Here is a 13502-nt window from a genome sequence, read left to right as displayed (position 1 = left end):
AATCCGCTGCAAGGCGGGCGGGGGGCCGGGCGCCATCGGTCTATACTGTCCTCCGGACGGTACGCCTGACAGGAGATGCCATGAAATGGTTCTACAACCTCAAGATCGCCACCAAACTGCTGGTTTCTTTCGGCGCCGTGCAAGTGCTGGCGCTGATCCTGGGCTTCAACGCCATCGCGGCCATGGGGCGCATCAACCAGGCCTCGGACGAGCTGGCGCATAACTGGATGCCCAGCGTCCAGGCCGTGATGGCGCTGCGCATCGACGTGGGCGACTTCCGCCGCTGGCAGCTGGCCCATATCCTGGGCAGCGAGGCCCAGATGTACGACACCTACGAGAAACGCATGAGCGATACGCTGGCGGTGTTCCAGGCCGACAGCGAACGCTACCAGAAGCTCATCTCCAGCCCGGAAGAAAAAGCCCAGTACGACGCCTTCCTGGCGCAATGGCAGCAATTCGTCGGCGAGAGCGGCAAGCTGGTGGAGGCGTCGCGCAAAGGGCTCAAGGACGAGGCGCGCGCGCTGGCCACCGGCGCCTCGGCGCAGATGATCGCCAGCATCAACGAGCAGCTCAACAAGCTGGTCAAGCTCAACGCGGACGGCGGCGAGCAGGCCAGCGCGGCCGCCACCGCCACCTACGAGACGGCGCGCCTGACCATTGCCTTGCTGCTGCTGGCCACGGTGGTGCTGGGCATGCTGCTGGCGATGTGGGTGGCGCGCATCGTCGCCCGCCCGCTGCAGGAGGCTGTGACGGTGGCCCGGCAGGTGGCCGGCGGCGACCTGACGCGTGACATCGAAGTGACGTCCAAGTGCGAAACCGGCCAGCTGATGGGGGCGTTGAAGGACATGACGGCCAGCCTGCAGGCGCTGGTGGCGCAGGTGCGCAGCGGCACCGACACCATCGCCACCGCGTCCGGCCAGATCGCTTCCGGCAACCAGGACCTGTCCTCGCGCACCGAGCAGCAGGCCAGCTCGCTGGAGCAGACCGCTTCGTCGATGGAGCAGCTCAATTCCACGGTCCGGCAGAACGCGGACAACGCGCGCCAGGCCAATCAGCTGGCGCAGTCGGCCTCCGGCATCGCCGTCAAGGGCGGCGACGTGGTGGGGCAGGTGGTGGACACCATGGCTTCCATCAACGAGTCCTCGCGCAAGATCGTCGACATCATCGCGGTGATCGACGGCATTGCTTTCCAGACCAATATCCTGGCGCTCAACGCTGCCGTGGAAGCGGCGCGCGCGGGCGAGCAGGGGCGCGGTTTCGCGGTGGTGGCGAGCGAGGTGCGCAACCTGGCGCAGCGCTCGGCGGCGGCGGCCAAGGACATCAAGACCCTGATCGGCGATTCGGTGGAAAAGGTGGACGCCGGCTCGCGGCTGGTGGACCAGGCCGGGGCCACGATGGATGAAATCGTGGCCAGCATCACCCGCGTAGCGGACATCATGTCGGAGATCACGGCAGCCAGCCAGGAGCAGAGCAGCGGCATCGAGCAGGTCAACACGGCCATCGTGCAGATGGACCAGGTGACGCAGCAGAACGCGGCGCTGGTGGAGCAGGCGGCAGCGGCGGCCGAGGCGATGATGGACCAGGCGGCGCACCTGAGCCAGGTGGTCGGCGCGTTCAAGCTGAGCGCGGCGGCCATGGCCAGCATCGGGGCGCCGCCGGCGCGGGCGCGCAAGGCGGCGCCTGCGCGGCCGGCAGCTCCGGCGCCGGCCATCAAGGCGGCGCCGGCCATCAAGGCGGCGCCGGCCAAGGCCTTGCCGCCGGCCCGCGCGGCCGCCAAGCCGGCACCGGCGCGCGCGGCGGCCAGGCCGGCGGAGGACGAGTGGGAAGAATTCTAGCTTGTTACGGATGCCGCGCTTGCCAGGCTTTCAGGTCGGCGCGGTACTGGTCCAGCGCGTCCTGGTAGATGTCGTCCACGCAGTAGGCGCAGCCGCTGTGGCAGCAGTCGCCCGGGCCGGGCGGCTCCGGCGGCTCCGGGCGCGGGTCCAGCTCCGGCCCTGTTTGCTGGGTGGCTTGGGCGGCCGGGGCGGCGGCCGGGGTGTTCTGCTTGCTCATCTCTTCACTCTTACTTTACTCTTACGCTTGCTCTTATTCCGGCCCCAGCGCCAGCAGCGCCTGGTTGCGGCCTTTTTCCTTGGCGCGGTACATGGCCTGGTCGGCCAGCTGCACCAGCGCTTCGGCCGTGTTGTCGTCGCTCGGCGCCAGCACCGCCACGCCGATGCTGATGGTGACCACGCCGAACGGCGAGTCCTCGTGCGGCAGCGCCAGCCTGGCCAGCTCGGCGCAAATGTCCTGCGCCACGCCGAAGGCGTCGGCGGCGTTGGTGGCGGCCGCCAGCAGCGCGAATTCCTCGCCGCCGTAGCGCGCCACAAGGTCGGTGCTGCGGCGCCCGTGCTTGGTGATCAGCTCGGCCACCGTGCGCAGGCAGGTGTCGCCGGCCAGGTGGCCGTAGCGGTCATTGTATTTTTTGAAGTGGTCCACGTCCATCAGCGACAGCGCCACGGTCTGCCCGGTGCGCGAGGCGCGCCGCCATTCGGCCGCCAGCGCCTCGTCGAAGCCGCGCCGGTTGCGCACCCCGGTCAGGCCGTCGGTGGTGCTGAGCGCGGCCAGCTTGCGGTTCGATTCCTCCAGCGCGGCGGTGCGCGCCGTCACCAGGTCGGCCAGCTCGGCCTGGCGCCGCGTCAGGCGCCGGATGCGCCAGCGGTGCGTGGCCAGCAGGCCGGCCAGCACCAGCAGGCCCAGCGCCGCGCGGAACCACCAGCGCTGCCAGAACGGCGGCGTGATGATGATGGTCATGCTGGCCGGCTCGGCGTTCCACAGGCCGCGGTGGTTGGCCGCCCGCACGCGGAAAGTGTAGGTGCCGGGGTTCAGGTTGGTGTAGCTGGCGTTGCGGTGGCCGGCGTCGGTCAGCACCCAGTCGCGGTCGAAACCGTCCAGCTGGTAGGCGTAGCGGTTCTGGCCCGGGTCGGTGTAGTGCAGCGCCGCGAACTCGATCGAGAACACCGAGGCCTGGGCCGACAGGGTCAGCACGCGCGGCGCCGTCACCGCGCCCTGCAGCTCGGCCCCTTCGCTGCGCTGGCCTTCGCCCAGCGAGCGGTTGAACACGGTGATGTCGGTGATGGCCACCTGCGGCGCCACCGTCTCGGCGCGCACCGCGCGCGGCGACACCGCCGTCATGCCGTGCACGCCGCCGAAGTACAGCGTGCCGTCGCTGCCGGCGGCCGACGAGTTGGTGGTGTAGCCGTCGGTCAGGCCGTCGGCCGGGCTGTAGCGCTCGACGGCGCCGCTGGCCGGGTCCAGCCGGTACAGGCCGGCAATCGTGCTGGCCCAGATCTTCCCGTCCAGGTCGCTGCGGATGGCCAGCACCTTGCCGGCGCCGACCGCCGCCGCGTGGTGTTTCACGCTCAGCGCGCCGTTCGCGCCCACCGTCACCACGTCCAGGCCCTTGGCGGTGCCGACCCAGATGCGGCCGGCCGCGTCCTCGTGCAGGCTGGACACGTTGTCGTCCGACAGCGCGGGGACGTTGCTGGCCGCGCCGTCGGCCGCGTGGCGCAGGTGGCGGAACTTGCCGCTGGCCGGGTCCAGCAGGTCCAGGCCGCCGCCGTTCCATTCCGAGCCGGCCCACACGCGCCCGGCGCGGTCTTCCAGCACCGCCGAGGTGCCGTTCACGCTGCGGCTGGCCGGGTCGGCCGGGTCGTTGAAATAGATGTGGAAGCTGTCGCGCACGCTGTCGTAGCGCACCAGGCTGTTGCCGGTGGCCAGCCACAGCACGCCGTCCTTGCCGGGCGCGATGGCGTTGATGTAGTCGCTGGCCGTGTTGCCGAAGCGGATCACCTTGAAGCGCCCGTCCGGCCCCAGCCGGTTCAGGCCGTTGGCGGTGCCGGCCCACAGCGGCCCGGCCTTGCCATCCTTGCCGCCGCCGTCCCTGCCTATGTCCTGGTACAGGCTGTAGACGATATCGTGGCTCAGGCTGCCCGGCTTGCCTTCCTCGCTGCGGTAGCTGGCCAGCACCGTGCCGCTGGCCGGGTCGTACAGGCTCAGGCCGAGGTTGGCCGCCAGCCACACCTTGCCGTCCGGCGCCGCCGCCAGCGCCAGCAGCGCGTTGGTGGACAGCTTGCCCTGGTCCAGCCGGTGCGGCACGTGGCGCCGGAAGCCGCTGCTGTTCAGGTTGGCCAGGCTGATGCCGTCGGTGAAGGAGGCCACCCACAGCATGCCGGCCCGGTCCTGCAGCATGGCGCGCAGGTTGTTGCCCGGCAGCGAATAGGGGTCGTTGGACTGGTGCTGGTACTGGTCGAAGCCGGCCGTGTCCGGGTTCCAGCGCAGCAGGCCGGCCGACAGCGTGGTGGCCCACAGCGTGTGCTGGCGGTCAATGTAGAAGCTGGTGATGCGGCTGGCCGGGCTGGCGGCCGGGCGGCGCGGCGCCCACGGCTGGCCGGCCGGCTGGCTCAGCACGCCGGCCTCGGTGCCCAGCCACAGGGTGCCGTCGCGGTCGAACTGCATGGCGCGCACGATGTTGCTGCGGCTGTCCGGGCGCGCCTCGCTGTCCACCCGGTAATGCCGGAAGCTGCTGGCGCCGGGCGCCAGGTAGTCCACGCCGCCGGGCCAGGTGCCGGCCCACAGGCCGCCGTCCCGGTCCAGCGCCAGCGCGTTCAGGTCGTTGCTGGCCAGGCTGTCCGGCCTGGCCGGGTCGTGCGCGTAGACGGTGAACTTGCCGCTGTCCGGGTTGAAATGCTGCAGGCCGCCCCAGGTGCCCACCCACATGCCGTCCTTGCCGTCGGAAATGATGTTCTTGACGATCAGCCGGTTCACCGGGCCGGCCGGCGGCGCGAACACGGTGAAATCGTTGCTGTCCGGGTTGTAGCGCGCCAGGCCGTTGGTGGTGCCGGCCCACAGCCGGCCGCGCTTGTCCTCGAAGATGGCGGCCACCCGGTCGTGCGGCAGGCTGCGCGGGTTGTTGCGGGCGTGCGCGAACTTGACGGCGCGGTAGCCGTCGTAGCGGTACAGGCCGTTGCTGTGGGTGCCGATCCAGACGAAGCCCTGGCGGTCCTGCAGCAGCGCCAGCATGGACGGCTCGTCGTTGTCGAGCGGCCCCAGCTTCTTGAAGCGCAGCGAGGGTGGGGCGGCCAGCGCCAGGGCGCAGGCGCACAGCAGCAGCGCGGCCAGCAGCAACGCAGCCAGCCGCTGCGGCCACTGCAATCGTTGCGGCGGGAAGAATAGGGGGGAGTCGGGGGTTGCCATCATTACCATTATACATTTCATTCATGTAACAGAATTACTTGGAAGTTGGCAATTGGGCGCGGTTTCCGTGTACAGTGGCGGAAAATTAGGGTATCGTGTAGGCCGCTGAATTTGTATCCTGTATCCGCGCAAGCTGGCCCCGCCCTGCTGTCCTCCCGCCTCGCCGCTTTTCGCGGATTTTGTTGTTTATTGAAAAATTTATGTCCGACACCGAGAACAATTCCACGCCAGAAGCCGTCCCCGTCCCTGCCGCCGCCGCCGTTGCCGCCGTTGATGCCGCCGCCGCCGAGCAGGTCCGCTTTGCCGACTTTGGCCTGTCGCCCGACATTCTGCGCGCGCTGACCGCGCAAGGCTACGTCCATCCGACGCCGATCCAGGCCCAGGCCATCCCCGTGGTGCTGCAGGGCCGCGACGTGATGGGCGCGGCCCAGACCGGCACCGGCAAGACCGCCGGTTTTTCGCTGCCCATCATCCAGCTGCTGCTGGCGCACGCCAACAGCTCGATGTCGCCGGCGCGCCACCCGGTGCGCGCGCTGATCCTGACGCCGACCCGCGAACTGGCGGTGCAGGTGGCCGAGAACGTGGCCGCCTACTGCAAGTTCACCCCGCTGCGCTCCTGCGTGGTGTTCGGCGGCATGGACATGAAGGGCCAGACCGTGGCCCTGAAGGCCGGCGTCGAGATCGTCATCGCCACCCCGGGCCGCCTGCTGGACCACATCGAGCAGAAGAATATTTCGCTGGGCCAGGTGCAGATGCTGGTCATGGACGAGGCCGACCGCATGCTGGACATGGGCTTCCTGCCGGACCTGCAGCGCATCATCAACCTGCTGCCCAAGCAGCGCCAGAACCTGATGTTCTCGGCCACTTTCTCGGGCGAGATCAAGAAGCTGGCCAACAGCTTCCTGAAGGACCCGCAGCTGATCGAAGTGGCGCGCAGCAACGCCACCGCCGAGCGCGTCACGCAGGTGGTGTACAAGGTCGGCGAGGAGCACAAGCGCGACGTGGTGGCCCACATCCTGCGCCAGCGCGAGCTGAAGCAGGTGATCGTGTTCTCCAACACCAAGATCGGCGCCTCGCGCCTGGCGCGCGGCCTGGAGCAGGAAGGCATGAAAGCCACCGCCATCCACGGCGACAAGACGCAGCAGGAACGCATGGCGGCGCTGGAGTCGTTCAAGAAGGGCGAGATCGACGTGCTGGTGGCCACCGACGTGGCCGCGCGCGGCCTGGACATCTCCGACCTGCCTTGCGTCATCAACTACGACCTGCCGTACAACGCGGAAGACTATGTGCACCGCATCGGCCGCACCGGCCGCGCCGGCGCCTCGGGCGACGCCATCTCGATCTATTCGGAGAAGGATGAGCGCCTGCTGGTGGACATCGAAAAACTGATCAAGCAGACCATCAAGCGCGGCGAACTGGAAGGCTTCACGCCGTCGTCCTCGCGCGGCGAGCGCGACGACCGGCACGGCGAACGCCGCCACGGCAGCCGCCGTCCGGACGGCGAAGGCCGCTCCGGTGCGGGCAGCGCCTCGGGCGGCACTTCCGCCACCGCCGGCAACGGCTACGGCGCGGGCGCGCGTCCCGAGCGCAGCCGCTCGTCGTCGTCCGGCTTCGGCGCCGCGCCGCGCCGCGAGAAGATCGATCCATGGTTCCTCAAGCCCTACGAGCCGGCCAAGAGCAGCGCCCCGGCGCCTGCGCCGCTGCCGCAGTCGAGCAAGCCGAAACAGAAAGTGGCGGCACTGCTGGGAGGCCTGCGCAAGCCGTGAGTGTCCTGAATCACCAGCGCATCGCCATCCTGCTGCCATGCTATAACGAGGCGCTCACCGTCGCCGCCATCGTGCGCGACTTCAATGCCTGCCTGCCGGACGCGCCGGTCTACGTGTTCGACAACAATTCCACCGACGACACCGTGGCTGTGGCGCGCGCCGCCGGCGCCATCGTGCGCACGGTGGCGCAGCAGGGCAAGGGCAACGTGATCCGCCGCATGTTCGCCGACATCGACGCCGACGTCTACATCATGGTCGACGGCGACGACACCTACGACGCCAGCGTGGCGCCGCAGCTGGCCGCCAGGCTGGTGTCCGAGGGGCTGGACATGCTGGTCGGCGCCCGCGTCACCGAGGAGCAGCAGGCCTACCGCTTCGGCCACCGCTTCGGCAACCGCCTGCTGACCGGCTGCGTGGCCGCCGTGTTCGGCAACACCTTCACCGACATGCTGTCCGGCTACCGCGTGTTTTCGCGCCGCTACGCCAAGTCCTTCGCCGCCCACGCGGCCGGCTTCGAAACCGAAACCGAGCTGACCGTGCACGCGCTCGAGCTGCGCATGCCGGTGGCCGAGGTGCCGACCGTGTACAAGTCGCGCCCGGAAGGCTCGGTGAGCAAGCTCAACACTTACCGCGACGGCGTCCGCATCCTGTGGATGATCGTCAAGCTGTACAAGAACGAGAAGCCGCTGCAGTTCTTCGCGGCCGGCTCGGCCGTGAGCATGGCGCTGGCGGTGCTGCTGGCGCTGCCGCTGCTGGAAACCTATATGCAGACCGGCCTGGTGCCGCGCCTGCCGACCGCGGTGCTGTGCGTGGGCCTGGGCCTGCTGGGCGTGCTGCTGCTGTCCTGCGGCCTGGTGCTCGACACCGTCACCAAGGGGCGCGTCGAGCAGAAGCGCTTCGCCTACCTGCAGGTGCCGGCCCCGGCGCCGCGCGGGCCGCTGTAGCCGCGGATATAAAGAAAGCAGCCTCGGCTGCTTTTTTTTTTTCGTCTTACAGCGCTTCCTTCAGCGCCCTGACCACGCGGTCCTGCTGGTCTTCCAGCCCCACCCACAGCGGCAGGCGCAGCAGGCGTTCGGACAGGCCGTCGGTGTGCGTCATGGCGTCGTGCGCGCGGCTGAACTTGCGGCCGGCCGGCGCGCTGTGCAGCGGCACGTAGTGGAACACGGAGTTGACGCCCTGGCGCTTCAGGTTGGCGATCACCTCGGTGCGCTGCTCGAGCGAGTCGAGCAGGATGTAGTACATGTGCGCGTTGTGCGTGCAGCCTTCCGGCACCACCGGGCGGCGCAGCCGGCCGTCCGCCTCCAGCGGCGCCAGCGCGGCGTGGTAGCCGTCCCACAGCGCCAGGCGGCGCGCGGTGATGTTGTCGGCCTCTTCCATCTGCGCCCACAGGAAGGCGGCGATCACTTCGCCCGGCAGGTAGGACGAGCCGATGTCGACCCAGGTGTACTTGTCCACCTGGCCGCGGAAGAACTGGCTGCGGTTGGTGCCTTTTTCGCGGATGATCTCGGCCCGCTCGGCGAACACCGGGTCGTTCACCAGCAGCGCGCCGCCTTCGCCGGCGATGATGTTCTTGGTCTCGTGGAAGGAGTAGGCGCCCATGTGGCCGATGCTGCCCAGCGCGCGGCCCTTGTAGGTCGACATGATGCCCTGCGCCGCGTCTTCGATGACGATCAGGTTGTGGCGCTTGGCGATGTCCATGATGGTGTCCATCTCGCAGGCCACGCCGGCGTAGTGCACCGGCAGGATGACCTTGGTGCGCGCGGTGATGGCGGCCTCGATCTTGGTCTCGTCGATGTTCAGCGTGTCCGGACGCACGTCGACAAACACCGGCACCGCGCCGCGCATCACGAAGGCGTTGGCGGTCGAGACGAAGGTGTAGGAAGGCATGATGATCTCGTCGCCTTCCTGCACCTCGGCCAGCAGCGCCGCCATTTCCAGCGCCGCCGTGCACGAGTGGGTCAGCAGGGCGCGCGCCGCGCCGGTGTTGTTTTCCAGCCAGGCGTGGCAGCGCTTGGTGAAGCTGCCGTCGCCGGACAGGTGGCCATTGGTGTGCGCCTGGGCGATGTACCACAGCTCGCGGCCGGTCATGAAGGGTTTGTTGAATGGAATCGGGTTCATTGCTTATCCTTTAGGTAGACTGCGGTTACCCTTGTGAGGCGACCACGGTGCCGAGGCAGATCAGGGCGACGCCGATCACGCGCGTCATCGACAGCGGTTCGTTGAACAGCCAGGCGCCCAGCAGCAGCACGATGACGAAGTTCAGGCTCATGAAGGGGTAGGCGTGGCTGAGCTGGAACTTGCTCATCGCGCCCATCCACGTCACGGAAGCCAGGAACGCGGCAGCGAAGGCGCTGATGATCCAGGGGTTCAGCAGCAATTTTATCAAAAAAACAAGCTTGTCGCCGCCGGCCTCGGGCAGCGCGCCGGCCTGCATCACCTGCATCTTGATGGCGATCTGGCCGTACACCGTGAGCGCGATGGTGGCCAGGATGTACAGGTAGCTGCTGTAGTTGGCAAGGCCGCTCATTGCGCCGCCCCGTCCGCTTCGCCGAACCATTTGTGGAAGGTGTAGTAGCTCTTGGACGGCTCGAAGCCCTGGCGGCACCACACTTTCTGCACCGACAGGTTGGTGACCTGGGTCGACACGATCATGTGCGCGATGGCGCGCTCGCTGGCCCAGTTCTGCGCCAGCTGCATCAGCGCGTGGTACAGGCGCTTGCCCTGGTGGCCCGGATGCACGCCGAACAGCACGCCCTCGAATTCCTGCGCGCTGTGCACTTTCAGCGTGGCGAAGGCGGCGATGCTGCCGCCGTCCGGGCCGGCGTGCTCGATCAGCACCACGGCGTCGGCCACGGCGGTGTTGCCGCAGGAGTTGGCGGCCCAGCTCGAATAGACCAGGTCGGCGTCGCGCTTGTCCAGCCGCGGATCGACGTGGTAGTGGCCGAAATAGCCCTCGAAGGTGAGGCCGGCCAGCGCGCCCACGGCTTCGGCGTCGGCGCCGGTGGCCAGGCGCGCGCTGTAGCCGTCCGGCAGCGCCACCTCGTGGTGGGCGATGTGCCGCTTGCTGAAGTAGACCAGGGTGTCGGTCAGGAAGCAGCCGGCCTGCTCGAGCTGCTGCACCTGCGCCAGCTGGGTGGTGGCGCAGCGCGCGATCAGCATCTGCACGCCGTGCTCGCCGCACCACTGCATCACGGCCGGCACCGGCTCGCTGCCGTCCAGGGCGGCCTTGGCGGTGACCACGCCAAAGCGTTCGCGGTCGATATTGGAAAGGGAGATATTCACGTCGGGCTCCGGATTAAAAAGCGCCGTCGCGCGGCTCGCGGCCCGGCACGGCGTTGGGGGTCAGGCGGCGCACGATGTACAGCGGGCGCTTCTTGACCTCGTCGAAGGTTTTGCCCAGGTACAGGCCCAGGATGCCGAGGATGCCGATCACCAGGCCGCCGATGAAGTACAGCGACACCATCAGGCTGGACCAGCCGGGGATGGCGGTGTCGTGCAGCAGCGCGCGGCCCATGATGTAGCTGCCGAAGCCGAACGACACGGCGGCCATGCTCAGGCCGAGCGTGACGGCCATGCGCAGCGGCTTGTCCGAGTAGGCCAGGATGGTGTCGGCGGCCAGCTTGCGCAGCTTGGCGAAGGTGTAGGTGGACTTGCCGTCCAGGCGCTCGGCGTGCTGGACCCGGATGCCGGTGGTGGGGAAGCCCATCCACTGCACGTGGCCGCCGAAGAAGCGCAGCTGCTCGCGCATGCGGCCGAAGTTGTCCACCACCTGGCGCGACATGATGCGGAAGTTGCCGCTGTCGCCGTCGATCTTGATGTCCGCCAGGTAGCTGAACAGGCGGTAGAACAGCCACGAGGTGGCGCGTTTCAGCAGCGGGTCCTGGCGCGGGCCGCGCAGGGCCAGCACCACGTCGTAGCCTTCCTGGGCCTTGGCGTACAGGCGCGGGATCTCCTCGGGCGCGTCCTGCAGGTCGCAGTCCATCACCACCACCCAGTCGCCGCGCGCCTGGTCCATGCCGGCCGTGATGCCGTAGTGCTGGCCGAAGTTGCGGCTGAACTGCAGGCCCACCACGCGCGGGTCGGCCTGCGCCAGGCGTTCGATCACTTGCCACGAGCGGTCCGGGCCGCAATCTTCCACCAGCACGATTTCAAAATTGGCGCTGATGGGCTCGAGCGCCGCGCACAGGCGGCGGTACAGCTCGTCGAGCATGGTTTCCGCGCGGTAAACCGGGATGACGACTGAAATCAGGGGAGTAGCAGACATAGGATAAGCGGTAGAAAACGAGCGCGCATGATAGCACGCACCCGGCCGCCCTCTCCCTGGGGGAGGACTGGCCGTTTTTGTAAGATTTTGTAATCCTCAGCCCGGGGCGCGGGCCAGGCTCACGTTACGCAGCAACATTTTGCTGGTGCCGTTGGTGAATACGCGGAACTCCAGCAGCTTGGTGTCTTCCGGCAGTTCGAACGGCAGCTGCACCTTGCTGCGCCCGGTGCCGGTCACCGCCTGGCGCGCGAACACCCTGGCGCTGCCGGCGGCCACCACGTCCACCGTGCCCAGCTCGGCGCCGGCCGGGCCCGGGCCGGTTTCCAGGTCGAAGCTGGCCACGTAGCGGCCGCGCCCGACCTCGATGTAGGGGCCGAAATGCAGCGCCCCCGGCTTGCCGGCCTCGGCCACCAGCGCGCCGGCGGCCGCGTCGAAGGCGCCGGTGTTGTGCGCGCTGCGGTTGCCGGCCGGGAAATGCACCGGCTCGCTCACGCCCGGATCCCATCCCTTGAGCGCGGCCAGGTTGCCGCGATAAACCAGGATGGTCACTTCGCCGTGGCGCAGCGTGCGCAGCGGCTGGCCCAGCTCGTCTGCCAGGCGCGGCAGGTCCAGCAGCGCCAGTTCAGCCTGGGTCACCATCAGGAAAGTGGGGCCGCGCCAGGCGGACGGCAGGTACCAGCGGTTGGACGAGAGCTTGCGCATCGGCGCCGGCAGGCCGCCTTCGAACGTCACCTGGCGCACGCGCACTTCGTGGTTGCTCAGCACGGTGAACTTGCCCGCGTTCCAGAAGCTGGCGTAGCCATATTGCAGCTTGTTGGCGCGCAGGAAGTCCAGCAGCTCGGTGTACGGGGTTGGCAGCAGCGCCGACGGCGGCACCCGGAAGTGTTCATAGTAGGGCCACAGATAGGACGGCGCGGCGCTGGTGGCCGTCACCGCCAAGGCCAGCACGGCCGCCGCGCGCGCGACCGGGCCGCCCACCGGGCGCTCCAGCAGTTCGCCGCAGGCCACCATCAGCAGCAGCAGGAAGCCGGGCACCAGGTAGCGCACCGAGGCTTCCGGCGCGGACATGTCGGCCAGCGTGGTGGTCAGCATGATCAACAGGTTCAGGCCCAGCATGCCGGCGGCGAACACCGCCACGAACACGCGGCCGCGGTGTCCGCTGTACAGCGCGCGGCGCAGCGCCAGCGGCGCCAGCACCAGCACGGCCAGCGCGGCCAGCAGGCGCAGCATCTGGTAGCCGCCCTGCAGCGACGCCACTTTCGAGGCCGAGCGCGGTATGCCGCCGAGGATGCCAAGCAGGCCGCCCACCACGGCTTGCGCGTTGTCCAGCATGGCGTCGTAGGTCAGCCAGTTCATCACGGTCAGGCCGCGGTGGTTGATCACGTGGCGCAGCGTGTAGCCGTTCAGCAGCACGCCTGCCACCAAGCCGGCCAGCAGCACGGCGATGCACAGCGCATGCCAGCGGCGCCCGGCGCCGTGGCTCAGCGTGGGCAGGCCGCCGCGGCCGGCAGCGCCGGCGGGCTTGGCGGCGTTCAGGTCCATGGCCAGCAGCGCGCCGGCGGCCATCAGCAGCGGCAGGCCGTAGAACACCAGCGCGCGCTGCGGGTTGGCCCAGAACACCAGCGCTGCCAGCACGGCGGTGGCGGCGGCCCAGCCCCAGCGCGCGCGCCCGCGCGCCTGCGTGAGCGACCAGTAGGCATACAGCAGGAAGCAGCCGAGGTAGAAGGCGGCGCCATAGGCGGCCTGGCCGTACACGTGCTCGGCCATGATGACGGACATGCCGGAGGTCAGCAGGACCATGCTCAGCAGGCGCGCCGCGGTGGACTGGCCCAGCACGGCCGTCACTTTCCAGCTGCTCCACAGCAGCAGCGCGGCCGAGACCACGTCCGACAGCGCGTGCACGGTAAAGCCGTTCGGCAGGAAGGCCAGCATGGGCACGATGAAGGCGTGGTTGAACACCACCCACAGGTCGTTGTTGATGTAATTCCAGGCCGGCGGGAAGAACCGCCCGGTCTCCAGCATTTCCTGCGCCAGCAGGTTCTTGACGGCGGCGTCCGAATGGAAGATCAGCTGGTAGTCGAAGAAGATGAAGAACAGCAGCAGCAGCACATTGACCGCCAGCAGCAGCGCGAGCAGCTTGGGGAGCAGTCTGGGAAGCAGTTTACGGGGCTGGCCAACAGGAATCTGGTGCGGGAGCGGCATGGGTGATGGGCGCGAAAGAAAGGGCGCATCTTAGC

At 68.6% G+C, this 13502-nt stretch carries 10 protein-coding genes; 3 read left to right on the top strand and 7 right to left on the bottom strand.

Features of this window, described 5'->3' with window-relative positions:
- Positions 1–80 precede the first annotated feature (80 nt).
- A complete protein-coding gene (locus tag AC56DV_RS05090) occupies positions 81–1835 on the top strand; it encodes a methyl-accepting chemotaxis protein (RefSeq protein ID WP_496313223.1) in 1755 nt (584 codons plus the stop codon).
- 4 nt (positions 1836–1839) lie between these two features.
- Here AC56DV_RS05090 and AC56DV_RS05085 read toward each other — a convergent pair whose 3' ends face one another.
- Positions 1840–2052, bottom strand: a complete 213-nt coding sequence (locus AC56DV_RS05085) for an oxidoreductase-like domain-containing protein (RefSeq protein ID WP_496313222.1) — start codon at positions 2050–2052, stop codon at positions 1840–1842.
- 33 nt (positions 2053–2085) lie between these two features.
- Positions 2086–5238, bottom strand: a complete 3153-nt coding sequence (locus AC56DV_RS05080; RefSeq protein WP_496313221.1) for a ligand-binding sensor domain-containing diguanylate cyclase — start codon at positions 5236–5238, stop codon at positions 2086–2088.
- A 197-nt stretch (positions 5239–5435) separates the two neighbouring features.
- On the opposite strand from AC56DV_RS05080, the gene AC56DV_RS05075 reads away from it, so the two are divergent.
- Positions 5436–7001 carry a DEAD/DEAH box helicase gene (locus tag AC56DV_RS05075; RefSeq protein WP_496313220.1) on the top strand — a complete coding sequence of 522 codons (1566 nt, stop codon included), beginning with the start codon at positions 5436–5438 and terminating at the stop codon, positions 6999–7001.
- A complete protein-coding gene (locus AC56DV_RS05070; RefSeq protein WP_496313219.1) occupies positions 6998–7945 on the top strand; it encodes a glycosyltransferase family 2 protein in 948 nt (315 codons plus the stop codon). Before AC56DV_RS05075 ends, AC56DV_RS05070 begins: the two co-directional genes overlap by 4 nt.
- A gap of 46 nt (positions 7946–7991) precedes the next feature.
- On the opposite strand, the gene rffA is transcribed toward AC56DV_RS05070, so the two are convergent.
- From rffA to AC56DV_RS05045, 5 genes are all read right to left on the bottom strand, one after another.
- Entirely contained in the window at positions 7992–9119 is a 1128-nt protein-coding gene (gene rffA / locus AC56DV_RS05065; protein WP_496313218.1) for a dTDP-4-amino-4,6-dideoxygalactose transaminase, read from the bottom strand.
- A 25-nt stretch (positions 9120–9144) separates the two neighbouring features.
- The gene (locus AC56DV_RS05060; RefSeq protein WP_496313217.1) at positions 9145–9528 is read right to left on the bottom strand and encodes a DMT family transporter; all 384 of its coding nucleotides are present in this window, start codon (positions 9526–9528) and stop codon (positions 9145–9147) included.
- Entirely contained in the window at positions 9525–10283 is a 759-nt protein-coding gene (locus AC56DV_RS05055; RefSeq protein WP_496313216.1) for a GNAT family N-acetyltransferase, read from the bottom strand. Before AC56DV_RS05055 ends, AC56DV_RS05060 begins: the two co-directional genes overlap by 4 nt.
- Before the next feature lie 13 nt (positions 10284–10296).
- Positions 10297–11265 (bottom strand): glycosyltransferase family 2 protein, encoded by a 969-nt coding sequence (locus AC56DV_RS05050; protein ID WP_496313215.1) that lies wholly within the window; start codon positions 11263–11265, stop codon positions 10297–10299.
- A gap of 96 nt (positions 11266–11361) precedes the next feature.
- A complete protein-coding gene (locus AC56DV_RS05045) occupies positions 11362–13467 on the bottom strand; it encodes a hypothetical protein (protein ID WP_496313214.1) in 2106 nt (701 codons plus the stop codon).
- Positions 13468–13502: the final 35 nt, after the last annotated feature.

Source organism: Massilia sp. BGA-UO-ETr-WB1 (assembly GCF_059567845.1).
This window is presented reverse-complemented; position numbering and strand designations above follow the sequence as displayed.

Coding starts and splice junctions, on each gene's coding strand:
- AC56DV_RS05085 (WP_496313222.1), bottom strand. CDS start 2,052: ATGAGCAAGCAGAACACCCCGGCCGCCGCCCCGGCCGCCCAAGCCACC.
- AC56DV_RS05080 (WP_496313221.1), bottom strand. CDS start 5,238: ATGATGGCAACCCCCGACTCCCCCCTATTCTTCCCGCCGCAACGATTG.
- AC56DV_RS05060 (WP_496313217.1), bottom strand. CDS start 9,528: ATGAGCGGCCTTGCCAACTACAGCAGCTACCTGTACATCCTGGCCACC.
- AC56DV_RS05045 (WP_496313214.1), bottom strand. CDS start 13,467: ATGCCGCTCCCGCACCAGATTCCTGTTGGCCAGCCCCGTAAACTGCTT.
- AC56DV_RS05050 (WP_496313215.1), bottom strand. CDS start 11,265: ATGTCTGCTACTCCCCTGATTTCAGTCGTCATCCCGGTTTACCGCGCG.
- rffA (WP_496313218.1), bottom strand. CDS start 9,119: ATGAACCCGATTCCATTCAACAAACCCTTCATGACCGGCCGCGAGCTG.
- AC56DV_RS05075 (WP_496313220.1), top strand. CDS start 5,436: ATGTCCGACACCGAGAACAATTCCACGCCAGAAGCCGTCCCCGTCCCT.
- AC56DV_RS05090 (WP_496313223.1), top strand. CDS start 81: ATGAAATGGTTCTACAACCTCAAGATCGCCACCAAACTGCTGGTTTCT.